Source organism: Stenotrophomonas sp. LST15-1-1.1, assembly GCF_040815575.1.
Lineage (GTDB): Bacteria > Pseudomonadota > Gammaproteobacteria > Xanthomonadales > Xanthomonadaceae > Stenotrophomonas > Stenotrophomonas lactitubi_B.
Window position 1 is genome coordinate 473,050 of sequence record NZ_JBFPNJ010000023.1, and the last position, 21,080, is coordinate 494,129.

17 protein-coding genes are annotated in these 21,080 nt (G+C 67.0%); 13 read left to right on the forward strand and 4 right to left on the reverse strand.

What is annotated here, in order from left to right; translation table 11 throughout:
* Nucleotides 1-178 precede the first annotated feature (178 nt).
* A complete protein-coding gene (locus tag MRBLST15_RS12410; RefSeq protein WP_367786027.1) occupies nt 179-1,465 on the forward strand; it encodes an O-acetylhomoserine aminocarboxypropyltransferase/cysteine synthase family protein in 1,287 nt (428 codons plus the stop codon).
* An 84-nt stretch (nt 1,466-1,549) separates the two neighbouring features.
* The gene (locus MRBLST15_RS12415; protein ID WP_367786028.1) at nt 1,550-2,437 is read left to right on the forward strand and encodes an AraC family transcriptional regulator; all 888 of its coding nucleotides are present in this window, start codon (nt 1,550-1,552) and stop codon (nt 2,435-2,437) included.
* A gap of 492 nt (nt 2,438-2,929) precedes the next feature.
* Here MRBLST15_RS12415 and ybaL read toward each other — a convergent pair whose 3' ends face one another.
* Together ybaL and MRBLST15_RS12425 are read right to left on the reverse strand one after the other, a co-directional pair.
* The gene (ybaL, locus tag MRBLST15_RS12420; protein WP_100460145.1) at nt 2,930-4,630 is read right to left on the reverse strand and encodes a YbaL family putative K(+) efflux transporter; all 1,701 of its coding nucleotides are present in this window, start codon (nt 4,628-4,630) and stop codon (nt 2,930-2,932) included.
* Nucleotides 4,631-4,798: 168 nt separating this feature from the next.
* Nucleotides 4,799-7,186 (reverse strand): TonB-dependent receptor plug domain-containing protein, encoded by a 2,388-nt coding sequence (locus MRBLST15_RS12425; RefSeq protein ID WP_367786029.1) that lies wholly within the window; start codon nt 7,184-7,186, stop codon nt 4,799-4,801.
* A 334-nt stretch (nt 7,187-7,520) separates the two neighbouring features.
* Here MRBLST15_RS12425 and MRBLST15_RS12430 point away from each other — a divergent pair, with 334 nt between their 5' ends.
* Nucleotides 7,521-9,386, forward strand: coding sequence for an ABC-F family ATP-binding cassette domain-containing protein (locus MRBLST15_RS12430; protein WP_265954757.1), 1,866 nt, complete (start codon nt 7,521-7,523; stop codon nt 9,384-9,386).
* Between the two features lie 90 nt (nt 9,387-9,476).
* Here the strand turns inward: MRBLST15_RS12430 and ampR are convergent, their stop codons facing one another.
* Nucleotides 9,477-10,340, reverse strand: a complete 864-nt coding sequence (gene ampR, locus MRBLST15_RS12435; protein WP_312704785.1) for a LysR family transcriptional regulator AmpR — start codon at nt 10,338-10,340, stop codon at nt 9,477-9,479.
* 177 nt (nt 10,341-10,517) lie between these two features.
* On the opposite strand from ampR, the gene blaL2 reads away from it, so the two are divergent.
* The 4 genes from blaL2 to MRBLST15_RS12455 all read left to right on the forward strand — a co-directional run bounded on the left by blaL2 (nt 10,518) and on the right by MRBLST15_RS12455 (nt 15,159).
* Complete coding sequence (blaL2, locus tag MRBLST15_RS12440) at nt 10,518-11,429, forward strand: L2 family extended-spectrum class A beta-lactamase (protein WP_312704784.1); 912 nt, start codon at nt 10,518-10,520, stop codon at nt 11,427-11,429.
* A gap of 118 nt (nt 11,430-11,547) precedes the next feature.
* Nucleotides 11,548-12,777, forward strand: coding sequence for a cation:proton antiporter (locus tag MRBLST15_RS12445; RefSeq protein WP_367786030.1), 1,230 nt, complete (start codon nt 11,548-11,550; stop codon nt 12,775-12,777).
* Between the two features lie 108 nt (nt 12,778-12,885).
* Nucleotides 12,886-14,442, forward strand: a complete 1,557-nt coding sequence (locus MRBLST15_RS12450) for an ArnT family glycosyltransferase (RefSeq protein WP_367786031.1) — start codon at nt 12,886-12,888, stop codon at nt 14,440-14,442.
* A gap of 75 nt (nt 14,443-14,517) precedes the next feature.
* Nucleotides 14,518-15,159, forward strand: coding sequence for a hypothetical protein (locus MRBLST15_RS12455; protein ID WP_312704782.1), 642 nt, complete (start codon nt 14,518-14,520; stop codon nt 15,157-15,159).
* A 99-nt stretch (nt 15,160-15,258) separates the two neighbouring features.
* Here the strand turns inward: MRBLST15_RS12455 and MRBLST15_RS12460 are convergent, their stop codons facing one another.
* On the reverse strand, nt 15,259-16,011 hold the full coding sequence (locus MRBLST15_RS12460) for a DUF3011 domain-containing protein (RefSeq protein ID WP_312704781.1): 753 nt from the start codon (nt 16,009-16,011) through the stop codon (nt 15,259-15,261).
* Nucleotides 16,012-16,171: 160 nt separating this feature from the next.
* On the opposite strand from MRBLST15_RS12460, the gene aspS reads away from it, so the two are divergent.
* From aspS to ruvC, 6 genes are all read left to right on the forward strand, one after another.
* Entirely contained in the window at nt 16,172-17,923 is a 1,752-nt protein-coding gene (gene aspS / locus MRBLST15_RS12465) for an aspartate--tRNA ligase (protein WP_265953309.1), read from the forward strand.
* A 16-nt stretch (nt 17,924-17,939) separates the two neighbouring features.
* The gene (locus MRBLST15_RS12470) at nt 17,940-18,275 is read left to right on the forward strand and encodes a DNA primase (RefSeq protein ID WP_176019826.1); all 336 of its coding nucleotides are present in this window, start codon (nt 17,940-17,942) and stop codon (nt 18,273-18,275) included.
* A gap of 32 nt (nt 18,276-18,307) precedes the next feature.
* Nucleotides 18,308-18,829 (forward strand): GNAT family N-acetyltransferase, encoded by a 522-nt coding sequence (locus MRBLST15_RS12475; protein ID WP_265953311.1) that lies wholly within the window; start codon nt 18,308-18,310, stop codon nt 18,827-18,829.
* 74 nt (nt 18,830-18,903) lie between these two features.
* Nucleotides 18,904-19,536: an esterase/lipase family protein gene (locus MRBLST15_RS12480; protein WP_265953312.1), complete on the forward strand. Its 633-nt coding sequence runs from the start codon at nt 18,904-18,906 to the stop codon at nt 19,534-19,536.
* 154 nt (nt 19,537-19,690) lie between these two features.
* The gene (locus tag MRBLST15_RS12485; protein WP_180165678.1) at nt 19,691-20,422 is read left to right on the forward strand and encodes a YebC/PmpR family DNA-binding transcriptional regulator; all 732 of its coding nucleotides are present in this window, start codon (nt 19,691-19,693) and stop codon (nt 20,420-20,422) included.
* Between the two features lie 129 nt (nt 20,423-20,551).
* Nucleotides 20,552-21,073 (forward strand): crossover junction endodeoxyribonuclease RuvC, encoded by a 522-nt coding sequence (ruvC, locus tag MRBLST15_RS12490; protein ID WP_089236563.1) that lies wholly within the window; start codon nt 20,552-20,554, stop codon nt 21,071-21,073.
* The last annotated feature ends 7 nt before the right edge of the window (nt 21,074-21,080 follow it).

Genomic DNA, 21,080 nt, shown 5'->3' on the forward strand with positions numbered 1-21,080 from the left:
GTAGGGCGTCCTTGTCCGGGGCGAAAGGCCCGGCGGCGAAGCCTAGCAATGGCCCATGACGACTGCCTGAATCCCGGGCAACCTGATAACCACTGGTACTGGCGTCATCGCCAGGGGCTCTCAATGGCGGTCGATGGCTGGCCTATGGTGGGCGCTTCCCCGGATGGAGCCTGGCGCAATGAGCGATCCGCAGTGGCAACTGGAAACCCTGGCCGTGCACGGCGGCTATCGTCCCGATCCGACCACCCGCGCGGTGGCGGTGCCGATCTACCAGACCGTGGCCTACGCATTCGATGACACCCAGCACGGGGCAGACCTGTTTGACCTGAAGGTGCCGGGCAACATCTATACGCGCATCATGAACCCCACCACCGACGTGCTGGAGCAGCGTGTGGCGGCACTGGAAGGGGGCGTCGGCGCGTTGGCACTGGCCTCCGGGCAGGCAGCGATCACCTATGCGATCCAGACCATTGCCGAGGCTGGCGACAACATCGTCGCTGCCAGCGCGTTGTATGGCGGCAGCCTCAACCTGCTGGCCCACACGCTGCCGCAGTACGGCATCCAGACGCGTTTCGCCGATCCGGCTGACCCATCTGCGTTCGCAGCCCTGATCGACGAGCGCACCAAGGCGGTGTTCGTTGAATCGATTGGCAACCCGCGCGGCAACGTCACCGACATCGCCGCCATCGCCGAGGTCGCGCATGCGGCGGGCGTGCCGCTGATCGTCGACAACACCGTGGCCACGCCGTTCCTGCTGCGCCCGTTCGAACATGGCGCCGACATCGTGGTGCACTCGCTGACCAAGTACCTCGGTGGCCACGGCACCAGTCTGGGCGGCGCGATCGTCGATTCCGGCCGCTTCGACTGGACGGCACAGCCGCAACGCTTTGCCCGTTTGAACCAGCCCGACCCGAGCTATCACGGTGTGGTCTATACCGAAGCGCTCGGCGCGGCGGCGTACATCGGTCGTGCGCGGGTGGTGCCGTTGCGCAATACCGGTGCCGCGTTGTCACCGTTCAATGCCTTCCTGATCCTGCAGGGCATCGAGACCCTGGCCCTGCGCATGGAGCGGATCAACGCCAATGCGCTGGCCGTGGCGCAGTACCTGCGCGCGCATCCGAAAGTGGCCTGGGTGCGTTATGCCGGGCTGGCCGACGATCCCGAACACGCGGCGGCGCAGCGCTATCTGGGCGGCCACGGCTCCGGCGTGCTGACCTTCGGCCTGCCCGGAGGGCGCGTTGCCGGCGCGCGTTTCCTCGATGCACTGAAGCTGTTCACCCGGCTGGTGAACCTGGGGGATGCGAAGTCGCTGGCCACCCATCCGGCGTCGACCACCCATCGCCAGCTGGATGCAGCCGAGCTCGCCAGGGCTGGTGTCAGCGAAGATACCGTGCGCCTGTCGATCGGCATCGAGCACATCGGCGACCTGCGCGCTGACCTGGAGCAGGCCCTGGCCGTCACCTGAGGGTAGGCAATCGCGCAGGATCGGTTACGCGCGCGGGCGGGGGATCAGGCAGGATCGCAGCCATGTCCTCGATGGGAGATGGTCATGAAGCGGCTTGCAGGCCTGCGCCAGGCGCAGGGAATCGAACGGGTCATCGACCATCTGCAGGCCTGCCTGCGTGAGCAGCAGGCGTTGCCGGATGTAACCGCACTGGCGACAGTCGCGCATCAGTCGCCCTATCACTTCCAGCGCCTGTACCGGGCGCTGACCGGTGAAAGCCCGGGGCAGACGCTGGATCGCCTGCGTCTGCTCAACGCCTTGCAGGCGCTGCAGCAGCCCGATGCAAGTGTCACCGACGCCGCATTGGCCGCAGGCTACGAAAGCGCTCAGGCCCTGGCGCGGCGCTGCCGGCAGCGCCTGGATACCACCCCGCGCGCGCTGCGCGCCGATGCAGCGCTGCGGCAGCGATGGCAGCAGGTATTGGCACAGCCGCCGGCCGACGTGGACGCAGAGAGCGCTACCCCGTTGAAAGTGGAAGTGCGCGCGCTGCAGCCGTTCGAGGTCGTGCTGTTGCGCGCACAGGGTGCCTTCGGTGATCTCGACGCCAGCTTCGGTCGCTTGTTTGAATGGGCGCAGACGCAGGGCTTGGCCGATGATCTGCTGCATCTGGTGGGCATCGCCGTCGATGACCACCGTGACGTACCGGCACGGGTGCACCGCTTCGACTGCGGCATCGGATTCGCCACGGGGTTGCCGCCCTTGTCATCGCCGCTGCGGCGGCAGGCCCTCGGAGTCGGACCGCATGCGGTTGTCCACCACGTCGGCCCCTATGAGCAGCTGCAGGCAGTGGGTGACGTACTGCTGCGCGACTGGTGGCCGGACAGCGGGCATGCACTTGCCGAAGCGCCCCTGTATTTCCACTTCCTGGATGATCCCGAACAGATACCTGCGCACCAGCTGCGCGCCGACGTCTGCCTGCCGCTGGCCGGCTGATAGCCACCGGCTTGGTTGTCATCGCCACAGGCGATCACCACCACTGCAGGAACGCGCTACGGTAGAGACGCTCTCCAAGGGCGTGGCGATATCATCCCCGGCCGATGCGGGTCGGCCGGGGATTTTTTTAGGTGCAACCAACCCCGGTAGATCCACGCCATGCGTGGATGAATCTCAATCGAAATCGATTTTTCAACGATTGAACGAAGAACATCCACGCATGACGTGGATCGACGTGTCGACCAAGGTCGACACCCACCAAAAGCAGGCCATGCCATTCCGGCAGATCGCGTAAATCTGTCGAAGGCGGGGTGGGTCCGGTTGCGGGAGTGTCCGCGGCATGGATGCCGCGGCCAAGCCCCCAAGGATGGGTTTACGGCGTCTCCCGCAACCGGACCCACCCCGCCATCCCGCAGGAAGCCAGCTCTGGCTGTTGCTTCGGCAGTTGCAGTTGCCACCGCGGGTGCAGGGCGCAGCCCTGCCGCACACCCCTCACACCACCGGAATGCTGTGCTGCCCAAGACTGCGATACGGCGGGGTCGCCATCACCATTTCCGCCAGCGAGTAGGCCAGCTCGCGCTCTGCCATCACCGTGCCGTCGGCACCATGTTCAAGCAGATGCTTCACTTCGGCATCGCTGTGCGCGCGCGCCAGCAGGGTCAGGTCAGGGTTGATCGCACGCAGCTTGGCCAATGTCTCACCGGCCTCCAGTGGCTGCGGGATCGCCAGCACCGCGATCTTCGCGCGCTCGGGATGGGCCTCGGCCAGCACCTTGTCCGAAGCGGCGCTGCCGCGGATGCCGGGCAGGCCGGCCGCATGCGCCTCGGCCACGTGTTCCTTGTTGTCGTCGATGATCATCACCGGCACGCCACGGTCGCGCAGCACCTGTGCCAGCGCGCTGCCGACGCGGCCGTAGCCGATGACGATGGCATGGTCGTGCAGGTCCAGCGACGGTCCTGGCGGCAGCTCGGTCTCCACTGCCGTGGGCGTGGTTTCCTGGTGCTTCAGCAGCCAGCGGTCGAGCAGGCCGAACACCAGCGGATTGAGCATGATCGAGATCAGCGCGCCGGCCAGCACCAGCGCCTGGCCGGTGGGCGGCAGGATCTTCAGGGTCACGCCGAGGCCGGCGATGATGAAGGCGAACTCGCCGATCTGCGCCAGGCTGGCCGAGATCGTCAACGCGGTGCCGGTGGGATGGCCGAACGCGCGCACGATGAAGAAGGCCGCCGCCGATTTGCCGAACATGATGATGCCGGCAGTGGCCAGCACCTGCCACGGGTGCTCGATCAGGATGCCGGGATTGAACAGCATGCCCACCGAGACGAAGAACAGCACCGCGAATGCATCACGCAGCGGCAGTGAATCGCTGGCCGCCTTGTGGCTGAGTTCGGATTCATTGAGCAGCATGCCGGCGAAGAACGCGCCCAGCGCGAACGACACGCCGAACAGCATCGCCGAACCGAACGCCACGCCGAGTGCGATCGCCAGCACCGACAGGGTGAACAGTTCGCGCGAGCCGGTACCGGCGATGCGCTCCAGGATCCACGGAATGACCCGGCGGCCGACCACCAGCATCACTGCAACGAACAGGCCCAGCTGCACGAACGTCCAGCCAATGCTGGCCAGCACGCTGCCGATGGTGTGGTGTTCGTTGGCCGCGTCGGGCCCGAACACCCCGGCCATCACCGGCATCATCACCAGTGCCAGCACACAGGCCAGGTCTTCGACGATCAGCCAGCCGACTGCGATCTTGCCGCGCTGGGTTTCCAGCAGGCGGCGCTCTTCCATCGCGCGCAGCAGCACCACGGTACTGGCCGTGGCCAGCGCGAAACCGAACACCACGCCGTGGATGACCGGCCAGCCCATCAGCGCCGCCAGGCCCCAGCCGAGCAGGGTGGCGACCAGGATCTGGCCGATGGCACCGGGAATGGCGATGGCCTTGACCGCCATCAGGTCTTTCAGCGAGAAGTGCAGGCCGACGCCGAACATCAGCAGCATAACGCCCAGTTCGGCCAACTGGTTGGCCAACGCCTGGTCGGCGACGAAGCCCGGAGTGAACGGACCGACGCAGATGCCAGCAACCAGGTAACCGACCAGAGGAGACAAGCGGAGCTTGTTGGCCAGCGCGCCGAAGATGAAGGCGAGCCCGAGACCAACGGCAACGATGTTGATCAGGTCGGTGTCATGGTGCATCGGCTCTCGCAGAAATCGGGGGGATGCCCCGATTTTCACCGATGCGGCCAGATACGGCAAACCCGCAGGCCATGATCCGTGGCCTGCGGGTGCCCACGCGTTGTTGCCGGCCAGCGGCCGGCACTACCAGGGCAGCCACCGGGCTGGGCCCGGCACGCCCGTTACCACTTACCAGTTGTACTTGATCCGCCCATACACATACGCGCCATTGAAGCCGAACGGCGAGTAGTTGCTGTACGGCAGCATGCCGAAGGTCGAGTTCTGCAGATCTTCGGTGCGGTCCGGGTACTCGTTCAGCAGGTTGTCGGCACCCACCGTCAGCGTCCAGTTCGCACTCGGCTTGTAGCTGGCCGAGGCATCCAGCACCCACTTGTCGCCGTAGGTCTGGTCACGGGCGGCAGTGGCCGAGTTGCGCACGGTGAACTTGCCGTAGCGGGTCGCCGCCAGGCCCAGCTCCCAGTGATCCGAACGCCAGGTGCCGCTGAGGATGGTCTTGTCGTGCGGGTAGCTGTCCTCGATGCGGCCGATTTCATCGCGGCCGATCAGCGACTGGGTCAGGCCCAGCGTGCCGAACACCGCCGGCGTGCCGCCCACGCGCTGCACTTCGGTGTCGTTGTAGCTGTACGCCGCGGTCAGTTCCAGGCTGCTGGCGCTGAACGGCAGAGTGTAGCTGGACACGAAGTCGACGCCGCGGGTGCGGGTGTCCAGACCATTGGTGAAGTACGAGAACGCGGTCACCTGCGGCAGGCCCAGCCCGGACAGCAGCGCACTGGAAGCGGCGTTGGTGGTGATGCTGGACGACAGCGCGATGCGGTTGTCGATGTCGATCTGGTACGCATCGACGGTGACGTACAGGCGGTCGATCGGCTGCAGCACCAGGCCCAGGCTGTAGGAGGTGGACGTCTCCGCCTTCAGCGGCGAAGCGCCCAGCGCCTGCGCGGCCTGGCTGGTGGTCGGGAAGGTGCCGCGTTCGACGAACACACCGTTGGTGAACTGGCTGGTCACCGCCTGGTAGCCCTGCTGCGGCAGCGACGGCGCGCGGAAGCCGCTGGAAGCGGTTGCCCGCAGCGCGACCTTGTCGGTGAACGCGTAGCGCGCCGACAGCTTGCCGGAGAAGCGGTCGCCGAAGTCCGAGTAATCCTCGTAGCGGCCGGTGATGCCGGCCGAGAACTTCTCGGTCAGGTCCGCTTCCAGGCCCGCATAGACCGCGTAGTTGTGGCGGTCGGTGTGCACTTCGTTGGTCGGGGTGAAGCCGCCGAAGCCCTGCGCACCGGTGCCGGTGTAGGAGTTCAGTTCGCCCGGGTTCTGGTCCCACTTCTCGCGACGGTATTCACCGCCGAAGGACAGCGTGACCGGATAGGCCAGGCCCCAGTCCAGCGACTTGGTCAGGTCGGCATTGAAGATGTCCTGCTGGTACTTCAGCGTGCCGTCGTAGAACGAACGCGGGCTGGTGGCGCCCAGGCTGTAGTTGATGCTGTTGCGGGTGTGGAAATCCAGGGTGTTCTCGCCGTGGTTCAGGCTCAGGTCCCAGGTCCAGCCGTTGTCGGTGTTGCCTTTGACGCCGGCCACCAGCGAACGGTCCTTGGAATACTGGTTGATCTGCGGCACGTAGCCGTCCGGGTAGGTCTGCGCCAGCAGCGCGGTCTGACCGTTGTGGTTGCGCGAACGGTAGAAGGCGAACGAGGTGATGTCGCGGTTGCTGAGCAGCGCGCTGGCATAGCCGGTCACGTGGTCGCTGAAATCGAAGCTGGCGTTGGCCGAGGCGGCGGTGGCGTCCACGCGCGGGTCACCGACGATGAAGGTGGTCTGGCCAACGGACGGGTAATTGACGGTGTTCGGCGTGGTGCCGCGGTAGGGACCGGCGCGGTCGCTCTCGTCCTGCTGGCTGATCTGGCCGGCCACGTGCACGCGGCCACGGCCGTTGCCGAATTCCACGCCGGTATCGCCGGACAGCTGGTACTTGTTGCCGTCGCCGGCCGAGTACTGGCCGTAGTCGACGGCCAGGCTGCCGCCACTGCCGCTGCCCTTCAGCACGATGTTGATGACGCCGGCGATGGCATCCGAACCGTACTGTGCGGAGGCGCCGTCACGCAGCACCTCGACGCGCTCGATGGCGGCGATCGGAATCGCGTTGATGTCCACTGCCGACGAACCACGGCCGATGCTGCCGTTGACGTTGATCATCGCCGAGGTGTGGCGGCGCTTGCCGTTGACCAGCACCAGCACCTGGTCCGGCGACAGACCGCGCAGCTGTGCAGGGCGCACGCCGCTGGTGCCGTCGGTCAGTGCCGGGCGCGGGAAGTTCAGCGAGGGCAGCGCGCGCGACAGCGCGGTGGCCAGTTCACCGGTACCGGTGGACTGCAGGATCTCGGGGGTGATGATGTCGATCGGCGACTGCGATTCGGCGACCGTGCGGTCGGCCACGCGGGTACCGGTGACGATCACCGTATCCAGGGTGTTGGCGGCGGTGCCGGCCTGCTGGGCAGCGGCAACGAACGGAGAACCACCGAGTGCGACAGCGACGGCGGCGGCGATCAGGCTGGTCTTGCGGGTCATCGGGAGGGGGCTCCGGTTGGCGGGACGGCACCGGAATCGACATCACGGGGGTGAGCGGACGACGGTTGTTGCGGTGCGCAATACAGGAATTAACGGGATATTCAGTGCCTGTCAAATGTCTGTCATCAGAAAAAACGTTGCAGCAGCAACCATTTAGCTGCGACAGGCAGTGACGGGGGAGGGGGCCCGGGAGGCGCGCGGACAGGACGTGGGAGAGAGGAACGTCGCCCGCCGCGCATCCCGGGGCGCGTCAAGTATTCGTTAACGTTAGAATTGCGTCGCAGGAACAGTGCTTACCAGCACATTCCATTCGGTTATATGGACGCCTCCCCCCATGATTTCGCTTCGTAATTTCGCCTTGCGCCGCGGCGAGCGGCTGCTGTTGTCCAATGTCGACCTGACGCTGCACGCCGGTTACCGGGTGGGTGTGGTCGGCCGCAATGGTGCTGGCAAGTCCAGCCTGTTCGCGGCGGTGAAGGGCGAGCTGGAGGCCGACAAGGGTGACGTCGACCTGCCCGGCAAGATCCGCATCGCCAGCGTCGCCCAGGAAACCCCGTCGTTGCCGGACCCGGCGCTGAGCTTCGTGCTGGGCGGCGATATCGAAGTGGCCGCCGTGTTGGCCGCCGAGGCCGAGGCGACCGCCCGCGAGGATTGGGAAGCGGTGGCCGAGGCGCATACGCGCATGGCCGAGCTGAATGCCTACGACGCCGAAGCGCGCGCCGGCAAGCTGCTGCATGGCCTGGGTTTCCCGGCCGAAACGCACCACCGCGCGGTGTCCTCGTTCTCCGGCGGCTGGCGCGTGCGCCTGAACCTGGCCCGCGCGCTGATGATGCCCAGCGACCTTCTGCTGCTCGACGAACCGACCAACCACCTGGATCTGGACGCGGTGTACTGGCTGGAACAGTGGCTGCTGAAGTACCCGGGCACGCTGCTGCTGATCTCGCATGACCGCGAGTTCCTCGACAACGTGGCCACCCACACCCTGCACCTGCACGGTGGCGGCGCCAAGCTTTACCCGGGCGGCTACACCGACTTCGAGCGCCAGCGCGCCGAACAGTTGCGCCAGCAGCAGATCGCGCACGAGAAGGAACAGGCCGAGCGCGCGCATCTGCAGAGCTTCATCGACCGCTTCAAGGCCCAGGCCAGCAAGGCCGCGCAGGCACAGAGCCGGATGAAGCGACTGGCCAAGCTGGCCGGTACCGAAGCAGTGCGCGCTGAGCGCGAGTTCCGCATCGAGTTCGCGCCGCCGGCCAAACTGCCGTTCTCGCTGATCCGCCTGAACCACGTCGAGGCCGGCTACGGCAGCGACTCGGTGATCCTGCACAACGTGGGTTTTGGCCTGGAAGCGGGCCAGCGCATCGGCCTGCTGGGCCCCAACGGCGCCGGTAAAACAACGCTGGTGAAGACCCTGGTGGGCGAACTGGCACCGATCGCTGGCGAACGCGCCGCGCATCCGGACCTGCGCATCGGCTACTTCGCCCAGCACACGGTCGAGTCGCTGCATGAAGGCCAGTCGCCGATGGAACACTTCCGCGACCTGGCCCCGGATGCACCGAACCAGTCGTTCCGCGACTTCCTCGGCAAGTGGAATTTCCCGGGCGACCGTGCCTTCGAACCGGTGGATGGTTTCTCTGGCGGCGAGCGCGCACGCCTGGCGCTGGCGTTGATCGCCTGGCAGCAGCCGAACGTGCTGCTGCTGGACGAACCTACCAACCATCTTGACCTGGAAATGCGCGAGGCGCTGGCTGAAGCACTGGCCGATTTCGACGGCGCGATCGTGATGGTTTCGCATGATCGCCATCTGATCGGGCTGGTCTGCGACACCTTCTGGCGCGTGGCCGATGGCGTGGTCGAACCGTTCGACGGTGACCTCGATGCCTATGCCGCCTGGCTGCGCACGCGTCCGCAGGCGCAGGGCACCAAGGTACGCATGGAGCAGGTGGAGGAACCGGTGGTGGTCAAGACTGCACCGGTCGCGCAGATGGTGCAGAAGAAGCCGGTCAACCCGCACAAGCTGGCCAGTGCCGAAGCCAAGGTCGCTGAGCTGGAAGGCGTGCTGGCCGAACTGGACCGGCAGCTTGCCGACTCGAGCAACTACGCCGATGCCGCGCGCATGGCCGTGCTCGGCCGCGACCGCGAAGCCACCGCCGCGCAGCTGGAAAAGGCCGAAGCGGCCTGGATGGAACTGCTGGAGTCCTGATTCCATCGGTAGCGCCGGGCCATGCCCGGCGGCTTTTCCATCCGCTGCGCTCGCCGGGCATGGCCCGGCGCTACCCGCGGCGCGCGTGTTTCATCCCTGTGCCTGCAGCCATTCGCGGAACCGCTTGGCCGGTTCCCGTTCGGCACGCGAGCGCAGCCGGGTCAGCCAGTAGCGGCCCAGGTCCAGCGTGGTGGCAAACGGTTGCAGCAGCCGCCCCTCGGCCAGGTCCGCTTCGAACATGCACAGCGGCAGCAGGGCGACGCCGGCGCCGCCCGCCGCGGCCACGGCCAGCGTCAACGACGAATCGAACACCGGTCCGCGCGCTTCCACACCGTTGACCGCGGCCATCTGCAGCCATCGTGGCCACTCGTCGCTGCGGTACGAACGCAGCAGCGGCAAGGCCGCCAGGTCGCGCGGATGCTTCAGTCGCCGCGCCAGTGCCGGCGCACACAAGGGCGCGAACGGTGCATCCAGGATCGCCGTGCAGGTCTGCCCCTGCCAGTCGCCATCACCGAAACGGATCGCCAGGTCCAGGCCTTCACCGGCCAGGTCGATGCGGTTGTTGTGGGTCTGCAGCCTCAGTTCGATGTCCGGGTGTGCGGCGTCGAACGCGGCCAGCCGTGGCAGCAGCCAACCGGTGGCGAAGGTGCCGACCACGCCGATCGTCAGCACTTCCCGTGCCGGGCCGCCGGTGTAGCGGGCGATGCTGGCTGAAATGCGCTCAAAGGATTCGTTGAGCACCGGGTACAGCGCTGCTCCTTCCTCGGTCAATGCCACGCCGCGCGGCAGGCGATGGAACAGGCGGACGCCCAGCCGGTCCTCCAGTCCGCGTATCTGGTGGCTCAGCGCGGCCTGGCTGACACAGAGTTCCAGCGCCGCCCGGGTGAAGTTCTGGTGCCGGGCAGCGGCTTCGAAGGCGCGCAGCGCATTCAGCGGCAGGGTCGGGTGGAGCATGCGTGAGCCGTGAGCAGGTGTGATGGCTGATCGTATCTGCTTGCCGGGTGGCTTTGAAATGGCCGCAGAATTTCTGCGGCATGCATGAATGAAACTAATGGCTTCTCCTGAAAATTCGCGCTGGTGGCCACCGTGGGCGGGCTCTGATAATCGGCATCACGCCCAGGAGAACCCCGAATGCTCGCTCGTCGCCGATTCCTGCAGTTCAGTGGTGTTGCCGCCGCTTCCGCGCTCGCGGCACCGCTGCTCGCCCGCACCGCCACAACAACCATGGCCGCTGCACCCAGCCCTGCCGCCTTCGCCGCCGCCGCCGATTTCGCTGCACTGGAAAAGGCGTGCAGCGGTCGACTCGGCGTGACCCTGCTCGACACCGGCAGTGGTCGCCGCCTGGGTCATCGCCAGGACGAACGCTTTCCGCTCTGCAGCACCTTCAAGAGCGTGCTGGCCGCCACGGTGCTCAAGCAGGCCGAGGGTGATCCGGCCCTGCTGGACCAGCGCCTGCCGGTACGGGCCCAGGACATCCTCGAGCACGCGCCGGTCACCCGCCGCCATGCCGGCAAGGACTTGACCGTGCGTGACCTGTGCCGGGCCACGCTGATCACCAGCGACAACACCGCCGCCAATCTGCTGTTCGCCGCGATCGGTGGGCCGCCGGCAGTGACCGCGTTCCTGCGCGCCAGCGGCGATGCGATCACCCGCAGCGACCGCCTGGAGCCGGAACTGAACAGCTTCGCCCTCGACGATCCGCGCGACACCACCACCCCGGCGGCCATCGCTGCCACGCTGCAGCGGCTGGTGCTGGGCGATGCACTCCAGCCGGCCTCGCGCCAGCAGCTGGCCGACTGGCTGATCGACAACGAAACCGGCGATGCCTGCCTTCGTGCAGGCTTGGGCAAGCGTTGGCGGGTGGGCGACAAGACCGGCAGCAATGGCGAAGACGCCCGCAACGACATCGCCGTGTTGTGGCCGATGCAGGGCGGCTCGCCGTGGATCCTGACCGCCTATCTACAGGCGGGCGCGATCAGCTTCGAACAGCGCGCGGCGGTGCTTGCGCAGGTCGGTCGCATCGCCGATGGGCTGATCGGCTGAGCGCAGCAGCTGTGCATGGATGTGGCAGGGCAGGGGCTGATTTTCAGCAATGTTCTACTTGTCCCACCGCGCGCAGGCGTGCATCCTGCGCGCGTTCGATCCACACGGAAGTCCCCCGATGAGCCATGAACTGGTCTACCTGCTGCTGATCTTCGCGCTGCTGGTCATCCCGCGCGCGCTGCAGCGGTTCAGTCTGCCCGCGCCCCTGACCTGCCTGCTGTTCGGCATCATCGGCATGCTCTGGCTGGGCGACCAGGCGCACGATGCGGTCATCGGGCTGCTGGCCACGCTGGGCATTTCTTCGTTGTTCCTGTTTGCCGGCCTGGAAGTCGACCTGCAGGCCCTGCGGCGCGGCATGTGGCCGCTGCTGGCGCATCTGCTGATCCGCAGTGCGACCCTGTTCGGCGTCGGCTGGCTGGCCTGGCGTTACGCCGGCCTGCCATGGCAGGCGGCTGGACTGTTGGCGCTGGCGCTGCTGACCCCGTCCACCGGTTTCATCATGGATTCGCTGTCGCGGCTGGGGCTGAGCGAAGACGAGCGGTTCTGGGTCACCAGCAAGGCCATCGCGGGTGAACTGCTGGCCCTGGCGGCGTTGTTCATCGTGCTGCAGGCGGGTGACCCGACGCACATGGCGCTGTCCAGCACGGCGCTGCTGGCGATGATGGTCGGCCTGCCGCTGGTGTTCATCGCGCTCGGTCGCTGGGTCGCGCCACATGCGCCGGGTTCGGAATTCTCGCTGCTGGTGATGGTCGGCATGGTGGCGGCGTACATCACCTACCTGCTGGGCGTGTATTACCTGGTCGGCGCCTTCATCGCCGGCCTGGTCGCGCGCCTGCTTCACCAGCGCATGCCGCTGCTGGCCTCGCACGAAAACCTGCATGCGCTGCGTCTGTTCGCCTCGTTCTTCGTGCCGTTCTATTTCTTCAACGCCGGCACCAAGGTGCCCAGCGAAGCGCTGAGCTGGGAGGCACTGGGCCTGGGCATCGTCATCACCCTGGTGGTACTGCCGCTGCGCATCGCGGTGGTCTGGCTGCAGCGCCGCGTAATGTTCGGCGAGAGCTTCCGCAGCAGCCTGCGCGTATCGCTGGCACTGGCACCGACGCTGATCTTCACCCTGGTGCTTGCTGCGATCATGCGCGATCGCTTCCAGATTCCGGCGGTGCTGTTCGGTGCGTTGCTGTTGTATGCCGCATTGACCACGCTGCTGCCTTCGCTGGTGTTCCGCACCCCGTTCGATGTCGACCCGGTCGAGCAGGAGCCGGCCGGGCAGGGCGAAGATGCGCCGGTGGCGGCGACGGAAGTGGTTACCGCCGATCCGCCGCCTGCATCTGCATCTGCATCGCGTTGAGCCTGCGCAGGGCATCACGAGACTTGCGTTGCGGACGTGCAGCACGGGACACTGCGCGCCCCGCGACGTACCGGCCCTGGTGCGTTGGATACCCCAGGAGCTGCAGGCGTGACCCAGGACGTGAACCTCGACCGTAAACTGCTGCCAGGCAGGATCCTGCTTTGGTTCTCTGCCATCGCGCTGCTGATCCTGTTCGGGTACAGCTGGTCGATGCCCCCGGTCGATGCTTCGGGATTCCGGCAGACGCAGACTGCGCTGTCCATCGACTGGATGGTGCGCGGTGGCCCGTGGCTGGACTACCTGACGCCGGTGATCGGTGCGCCGTGGTCGATCCCCTTCGAATTCCCGCTCTACCAGTGGCTGGCAGCGGTGCTGTCCAGCGCCACCGGCATCAGTGCCGACAACAGCGGCCGGCTGGTGTCCACCGTATTCCACGTCGGCTGCGTCTGGCTGGTCTACCGCACGCTGCTGGCCATCCGTCCTGACCGCGTGCTGGCGCTGTGCGTTGCCGGTGCCTTCGCGGTTTCGCCGTACGCCCAGTTCTGGGGACGCTCGGTGATGATGGAGTCCACGGCCGTGTTCTTCGGCCTGGTCTTCGTCTGGGCGCTGGGGAGCCTGCGCAACCGCCCGACTGCATGGCTCGGCCTGCTCGCTGTGGTGGCCGCCGTACTGTCAGCCCTGGTCAAGGTAACCACGTTCTTCGGTTTCGCGGCGTTCGTTGCGCTGGCGTTTGCCTGGCTGGCGGTGCGCGAGCACGGCTGGCGCCCGCAGTGGCTGCTGGGGCATTGGAAGCTGCTGGCGTGGGGCGTGCTGTCGGCACTGGCGGTTCTGGTTGCCATCACCCTGTGGCTGCAGCACGCTGACGCGCTGAAGGCGCAGTCACCGCTGGGGCAGCAGGTGACCTCCGAGGCCCTGTCCAGCTGGAACTACGGCACCCTGCAGCAGCGCCTGGATCCGGCCACCTGGTGGGGCACGGTCTTCAAGAAGCGCTTCTCCGGCGCAGTCGGCTCCAACTGGATTTTCCTGGTGTTTCTCATCGCGGGCCTGTGCATCAGCCGGATCCGCGCCGCAGTCGCGTTGCTGCTGCTGGCCTACCTGGCACCGTTCCTGGTCTTCACCAACCTGCACATCGCTCATCCCTACTACCAGGCGGCCAACATCGTGTTCGCCACCTCGATCGTCGGCCTGGTGCTGTGGTCGGCGGTGCTGCGTGCCGACGCCATCGGCAAGCCGCGGCGCGCGGTGGCCCTGGCGGTGCTGCTGTGCGTGCTGTCCACCGGTTTTGGCCTGGCCCACTACCTGAAGAACATGAAGGAAGCACGCGAACCGACCACGGTTTCGCAGATCGCTGCGCTGATCCGCTCCAGCACGCCGGAGAACGGCGTGATCGTGGCGTTCGGCCAGGACTGGTCCTCCGAACTGCCCTATCTGGCAGGACGCCGGGCGCTGATGATCCCGGACTGGGCCTCGGACCAGGCCCTGCAATCGTTCGCCGGGTCCGACGCGGCGCTGGGCGGGCTGCCGTTGGCTGCGCTGGTCGATTGCCCCAACCAGGTCGGCAGCACGCCGGAACGCGCCGCTTGGCAGGCGCAGATTCTGGCCCGGCATACCGCCGGCAGCCGCAGCCAGGCCATCGACGGCTGCCAGGTATGGTTACGCCCGTAAGAGCGGACAGCGGTCGGGCAGCGCAGGCCGGGGCGCCGGTTTGCGCCCACCGGCCATGGCCTTTAGGGTTGGGGTATGAAATCGATCGCCGCTTCTGCTTCCGCCATCGCCCTGCTCGGCCTCGCCGCCTGCTCGCAGCCATCGCATACGGTCAACCACGATCTGGCGACCGCGCCCTCCGATGCTTTCATGGCCGCCATCGCCGCCCATTGCGGCCAGGCCTACGAGGGCAAGGTGGTGGAGGACACGCCGGCACCGACCGGGGAGGATCCCTTCGCCGGGAAGAAGCTGGTGATGCATGTGCGGGGCTGTGCCGACCCGGGGCATGAGCTGCGCATCCCGTTCCACGTGGGCGATGATCATTCGCGCACCTGGGTGTTGACCCGCACCGAGCACGGCGTGCGCCTGAAGCACGACCACCGCCATGCTGACGGCAGCCCCGACGCGATCACCTTTTATGGCGGCGACAGCAAGCCGCCGGGCACCGCCGAACGCCAGCAGTTCCCCGCCGACGGCGAATCGGTGGCGATGTTCCGCCGTGCCGACATGCTGGCTTCAACCCACAACACGTGGGCGATGGAGATCGAGCCGGACCAGCGCTTCGTCTATGAGCTGACGCGTCCGGAGGGCCGTCGATTCCGGGTCCAGTTCGACCTCAGCAAGCCGGTCGCGCTGCCGCCGGCGCCTTGGGGCGATCAGGCTTCGCCGGCACCCTGATTGCGGGGTCGGCCCCCTCCTGTGGAGGGCTCCGACCCCAGCATTGCGCGCGCCCGAGGGGCAGAGCGCTGGCCGTCGGCCAGGGATCCGACCCTGTCCTCAACGCGTGCCGAAGCGCGCCCGGCAGCCGTTGCTGACCCACACGTTGCCGCGCGAGTAACCCCAGGTCCGGCCTTCCTGGCAGGCACTGCCGGACAACTGCTGCTGCAGCACCGGCCGGCCTTGGCGGTCGTCCCAGTTGCAGCTCTGCTGCCGGTTGTTGTTGCTGCTGCAGGTCACGGTGTAGTTGCTGTTGCCGCCACCCCAGCCGCCGCCATTGCCCCCACCATTGCCGCCGCCCCAGCCACCGCGGGCTTCGGCGAACTCGGCGCGGCAGCCGCGGTTGACCCAGATCGCGCCGTTGCGCACGCCCCAGTTCTGGCCTTCCACGCATTGCGTGCCGGAAATCTGCCGGACCACGCGCGCGTTGCGCCAGCCGACCGGGCAGCTGCGTTCGCGGTTGTCCTGGCTTTCGCAGCGCACGGTGCCGCCGTTGCCGTTGCCGCCGCCCCAACCGCCACCGTTGCCGCCCCCCCAGCCACCGCGGCCCTGGGTGAACTCGGCGCGGCAGCCGTTGTTGACCCAGATGCTGCCGTTGCGGGTGCCCCAGGTGCGGCCCTCCACGCAGGCCGAGCCGGACAGCTGGCGGACCAGCCGGGCGTCGCGCCAGCCGGTGTTGCAGACACGTTCGCGGTTGTTCTGGCTCTCGCAACGGACCACCCCGTCCTGCGCGGCGGCAGGGGCGGAGGGCAGGGCGAGCGCGGTAAAGGTACCCAGGATCACGGCCAGGCTGGCCAGGGACTGCGGTTTCATGGCGACATCCCCATACGGGAGTAGGTGCGCGACTATAAGGACCGGGGCGATCAAGCCCGCGTGACCGTCCGCATTTGCCCCGGCCGGGGCCTCGGCCGCAGAATAAGAGGCTTTCCGGCCCCCATCAGGCGCCGGCGTTCTCCAGCGGAGCTTTCCCCCCATGCGTACCCACTTCTGCGGCCTGGTCGATGAGACCCTGATTGGCCAGACTGTCACCCTCGCCGGCTGGACCGACGTGGCCCGTAACCAGGGCGGCGTCTGCTTCATCGATCTCCGCGATCATGAAGGCATCGTGCAGGTGACGGTGGAGCTCGACAACGCCGAAGTGTTCGCCGTGGCCGCCAGCCTGGGCTATGAGGACGTGCTGCAGGTGGAAGGCGTCGTGCGCGCCCGCCACGCAGTCAACGACAAGCTGCGCACCGGCAAGGTGGAAGTGATCGCCACTGCCATCACCGTGCTGAACAAGGCCGCGCCGCTGCCGTTCCACGCGCACGAGAACCCGGGCGAAGAAACCCGCCTGAAGTACCGCTACCTGGACCTGCGCCGTCCGGAAATGCAGCGCATGCAGCGCACCCGCATCAAGCTGGTGCAGGCCCTGCGCCGCCACCTGGACGAAAAGGGCTTCCAGGACATCGAAACCCCGATCCTGACCAAGGCCACCCCGGAAGGCGCGCGCGACTTCCTGGTGCCGGCGCGCATGCATCCCGGCGAGTTCTACGCCCTGCCGCAGAGCCCGCAGCTGTTCAAGCAGATCCTGATGGTGGCCGGCTTCGACCGCTACTACCAGATCGCGCGCTGCTTCCGCGACGAGGCCCTGCGAGCCGACCGCCAGCTGGAATTCACCCAGCTGGACATGGAGTTCGCCTTCGTCCGCGAGCGCGACGTGCAGGATTTCGTCGAAGACATGATCCGCGGCATCTTCAAGGAAGTGGTCGACGTCGAGCTGGAGGCCAGCTTCCCGCGCATGACCTGGGCCGAGGCGATGCGTCGCTACGGTTCGGACAAGCCGGATCTGCGCATCGCGCTGGAACTGGTGGACGTGGCCGAACTGGTCAAGACCAGCGAATTCCCGGTTTTCACCGCTGCTGCCAATGATGCCGATGGCCGCGTCGCCGCGCTGCGCATCCCGGGTGGTGCCAGCCTGTCGCGCAAGCAGATCGATGAGTACGCCGCGCACGCCGCCAAGTACGGCGCGAAGGGCCTGGCTTACATCAAGGTGAGCGACACCGGTGAAATCAGCTCGCCCATCCAGAAGTTCTTCAGCGAAGAAGGCTTCGCTGCGCTGGTGGCGCACGTCGGCGCCGGCAACGGCGACATCGTGTTCTTCGGTGCCGGCGGCTACAACAAGGTGTCCGACTTCATGGGCGCGCTGCGCCTGAAGGCCGGCAAGGACTTCAACCTGGTCGCCGACGGTTGGGCGCCGCTGTGGGTTACCGACTTCCCGATGTTCGAGTGGGACGAGGAAGCACAGCGCTACGTCGCCCTGCATCACCCCTTCACCGCGCCGGCCGTGGACGACATCGCCGATCTGCGCGCGCACGCCAAGACGGCCGTTTCGCGCGGCTACGACATGGTGCTCAACGGCAATGAAATCGGCGGCGGTTCGATCCGTATCCACCGCCCCGACATGCAGAGCGCGGTGTTCGAACTGCTCGGCATCGGTGCCGAAGAAGCCCGTGCCAAGTTCGGCTTCCTGCTCGACGCGCTGAACTACGGCGCGCCGCCACACGGTGGCATCGCCTTCGGCATCGACCGCATCGCCGCGCTGATGGCCGGCACCGAGTCGATCCGCGACGTCATCCCGTTCCCGAAGACCACCGGTGCACAGGATCTGATGACCGACGCGCCGTCGCCGATCGTCGACGAGCAGCTGGCCGAAGTGCACATCCAGGTTCGCCCCAAGAAAAACTGATCAGGAGATCCAGGCAATGACCGAGTTTGCGTTTTCGCTGGAGTGGGAAAAGCTGGGCAATGAAGGCTCCGAGGCCAACCTGGTCACCGAGCGTGCACGTGTCTTCGGTGGTTGGCTGGTCCGCGTCGGTACCAACCCGTCGGCCATGGCCCTGACCTTCGTCGCCGACGGCGAAGGTCGCTGGGACGGTGAAGACTTCGGCGTCGAGGATTACGAAGACGACGAAGAGGAAGAGTACGACGAGGACGAGGAAGGCGAAGAAGAGGAAGAAGGCGAGGAAGAAGAGGACGACGAGGAATACGAAGAAGAGGAAGAGGAAGAAGACGACAAGGAACCGGCGGAGCGGGCTTGACCCGAACCGTTGTCCTGACGTCAACTCGACCCATGTATTCGATCCGCCGCGCCACTGTGGACGATGCGCCGACCCTGTCGGCGCTGGCCGCGCGCACGTTCACCGAAACCTTCGGCCATCTGTATCCGCCGCAGGACCTGCAGGACTTCATCGACGCGTCCTACACGGTCGAACGCCAGCGCACGATCCTGGCCCACCCCGATTACGCGGTGTGGCTGCTGGAACTGGATGGGGAGGCGGTCGGCCATGCCGCCGCCGGCCCCTGCGGGCTTCCGCATCCGGACGTAAAGCCCGGTGACGGTGAACTCAAGCGCCTGTACCTGGTCAAGACGCAGCAGAGCTGCGGCTGGGGCAGCCGCCTGCTGGAAACCGCGCTGGCCTGGCTGGAGCACGATGGCCCGCGCACGCTGTGGCTGGGCGTGTGGTCGGAAAACTTCGGTGCCCAGCGCTTCTACGCCCGGTATGGTTTCGAAAAGGCCGGCGAGTACCTGTTCCCGGTGGGCGATACCAACGACCTTGAGTTCATCCTGCGCCGTGCACCGCGCGTGGCCTGACGTTCACTGCCGCTTGCCCCTGGCTTCTGTTCAATCACCGTAGTTCCGCCCCGCTGACCGCCAGGCTGTTGCACATGACTCCCCCCGTTCTGCTGTTGCATGGCATCTGGAATGCCCGTGCCTGGGTCGGGCCGCTGGCCTGGCGCCTGCGCGCGCGAGGCTTCCAGGTCCATGCCTTTGGCTACTCGTCCGTATTTGGCGGCCCCGATGTGGCCGTCCCGCAGTTGCTGGCGCGGCTGGCAGACGCAGGCCCGCTGTCGCTGGTAGGACACAGCCTTGGCGGCCTGCTGGCGCTGGAAGCCCTGCGCCGGCAGCCGCAGCTGCCCGTGCAGCGCGTGGTCTGCCTGGGTTCGCCACTGCGCGGCAGTGGCACCGCGCGCTCGCTGTCCGAACATGGCTGGGGCCTGGCCCTGGGCCGCAGCAGCGAACTGCTGCTTGACGGGCTGCCGGATTGGCAGGGAAAGGCCGCGGTCGGCCTGATCGCAGGCTCGGTGCCGCATGGGCTGGGCAGCCTGCTGGGGGCGCTGGATGACGATTCCGACGGCACCGTGGCGCTGGCCGAGACCCGCCTGCCGGGCCTGGCCGACCACTGCGTGGTGCGCACCAGCCACAGCGGCCTGGTGGTGTCGCCCGATGCCGCGCGGCAGACCGCGCATTTCCTCCGCCATGGCCAGTTCGACCATGGCCGGGACGCCGCTGCGGCCTGAGCGACGTCACCCAGCGCCGCTGCGCTCGCCGGGCATGGGCCGGCGCTACCGGGGCGCCGCGCCCGGCCGCATCCTGTCCGCTCTCGACACGGTCACCGGGCCCGATCAGGTAGAATCCGCGGCCTTATCCATCAACGCACGTACGGAAAGACCCATGGGTAGAGGCCCCTCCATCGAGAACCGCAAAAACGCGTCTGACGCGAAGCGCGGCAAGATTTTCACCAAGATCATCCGTGAGATCGGCGTCGCCGCCCGCGGCGGTGGAGGCGACCCCAACAACAACCCGCGCCTGCGTGTGGCCGTGGACAAGGCGTTGACCGCGAACATGTCCAAGGACGTGATCGAGCGTGCCATCAAGAAGGCCACCGGTGAACTGGAAGGCGTCGAGTACGAAGAGATCCGCTACGAGGGCTACGCGCCCGGTGGCGTGGCCGTCATCGTCGATTGCCTGACCGACAACCGCGTGCGCACCGTGGCCGATGTCCGCCATGCGTTCAGCAAGTGCGGCGGCAACATGGGCACCGAAGGCTCGGTCAGCTTCATGTTCAAGCGCGTGGGCGTGCTGCACTTCGCCGCCGGCGCCGATGAGGACGCCATCTCCGAAGCGGCCATTGAGGCCGGTGCGGATGACATCGTGGTCTACCCGGAGGATGGCGCGATCGACGTGCTCACCGCCGCGGACAGCTTCCACGCGGTCAAGGATGCGATGCAGGCGGCCGGCCGCACGCCGGACCATGCCGAGCTGACCTTCCGCGCCGACAACGACATCAAGGTCGAGGGCGACACCGTCCTGCAGGTCAAGAAGCTGCTGGACATGCTGGAAGACCTCGACGACGTGCAGGACGTGTACTCCAACGCCGATCTCGGCGCGGACGCCTACGCCTGAACGGACGCTCCACCGGTCGCCTTTGGCGGCCGGTGAGCGGACAATGCGGACCATGATGACCCCAGACGTTTCCAGCCATCACCGCCGCATGCGTCCTTCCCGGATCAGCGGCACCTGCGTGTGTGCCGCATGACCCGCATTCTCGGCATCGACCCGGGTTCACAACGGACCGGGGTCGGCATCATCGATGTCGATGCCAGCGGCCGGGTCAGCCACGTGCATCACCAGCCGCTGGTGCTGCTCGGGGCCGACGACTTCCCGCAGCGCATGAAGCTGCTGGTGCTGGGCCTGGCCGAGCTGTGCCACGAGTACCAGCCGCAGGAAGTGGCCATCGAAAAGGTGTTCATGGCACGCAACCCCGATTCGGCGCTGAAGCTGGGCCAGGCTCGTGGCGCGGCGATTTCGGCGGTGGTGCTGCGCGACCTGCCGGTGCACGAATACGCCGCCAGCGAGATCAAGCTGGCGGTGGTCGGTCGTGGCGGCGCCGAAAAGCAACAGGTTCAACACATGGTCGGGCTCATGCTCAACCTGAAAACCAAGCTGCAGGCCGACGCGGCCGACGCGTTGGCCGTGGCCATCACCCATGCCCACGTAAGGGCAACGGCCAACCGCCTGGGGCTGACTGCCCGCCAGGCGTGGGGCCGCAAATGAGGAGCTG

Coding starts and splice junctions, on each gene's coding strand:
- MRBLST15_RS12410 (WP_367786027.1), top strand. CDS start 179: ATGAGCGATCCGCAGTGGCAACTGGAAACCCTGGCCGTGCACGGCGGC.
- MRBLST15_RS12415 (WP_367786028.1), top strand. CDS start 1,550: ATGAAGCGGCTTGCAGGCCTGCGCCAGGCGCAGGGAATCGAACGGGTC.
- ybaL (WP_100460145.1), bottom strand. CDS start 4,630: ATGCACCATGACACCGACCTGATCAACATCGTTGCCGTTGGTCTCGGG.
- MRBLST15_RS12425 (WP_367786029.1), bottom strand. CDS start 7,186: ATGACCCGCAAGACCAGCCTGATCGCCGCCGCCGTCGCTGTCGCACTC.
- MRBLST15_RS12430 (WP_265954757.1), top strand. CDS start 7,521: ATGATTTCGCTTCGTAATTTCGCCTTGCGCCGCGGCGAGCGGCTGCTG.
- ampR (WP_312704785.1), bottom strand. CDS start 10,340: ATGCTCCACCCGACCCTGCCGCTGAATGCGCTGCGCGCCTTCGAAGCC.
- blaL2 (WP_312704784.1), top strand. CDS start 10,518: ATGCTCGCTCGTCGCCGATTCCTGCAGTTCAGTGGTGTTGCCGCCGCT.
- MRBLST15_RS12445 (WP_367786030.1), top strand. CDS start 11,548: ATGAGCCATGAACTGGTCTACCTGCTGCTGATCTTCGCGCTGCTGGTC.
- MRBLST15_RS12455 (WP_312704782.1), top strand. CDS start 14,518: ATGAAATCGATCGCCGCTTCTGCTTCCGCCATCGCCCTGCTCGGCCTC.
- MRBLST15_RS12460 (WP_312704781.1), bottom strand. CDS start 16,011: ATGAAACCGCAGTCCCTGGCCAGCCTGGCCGTGATCCTGGGTACCTTT.
- aspS (WP_265953309.1), top strand. CDS start 16,172: ATGCGTACCCACTTCTGCGGCCTGGTCGATGAGACCCTGATTGGCCAG.
- MRBLST15_RS12470 (WP_176019826.1), top strand. CDS start 17,940: ATGACCGAGTTTGCGTTTTCGCTGGAGTGGGAAAAGCTGGGCAATGAA.
- MRBLST15_RS12475 (WP_265953311.1), top strand. CDS start 18,308: ATGTATTCGATCCGCCGCGCCACTGTGGACGATGCGCCGACCCTGTCG.
- MRBLST15_RS12480 (WP_265953312.1), top strand. CDS start 18,904: ATGACTCCCCCCGTTCTGCTGTTGCATGGCATCTGGAATGCCCGTGCC.
- MRBLST15_RS12485 (WP_180165678.1), top strand. CDS start 19,691: ATGGGTAGAGGCCCCTCCATCGAGAACCGCAAAAACGCGTCTGACGCG.
- ruvC (WP_089236563.1), top strand. CDS start 20,552: ATGACCCGCATTCTCGGCATCGACCCGGGTTCACAACGGACCGGGGTC.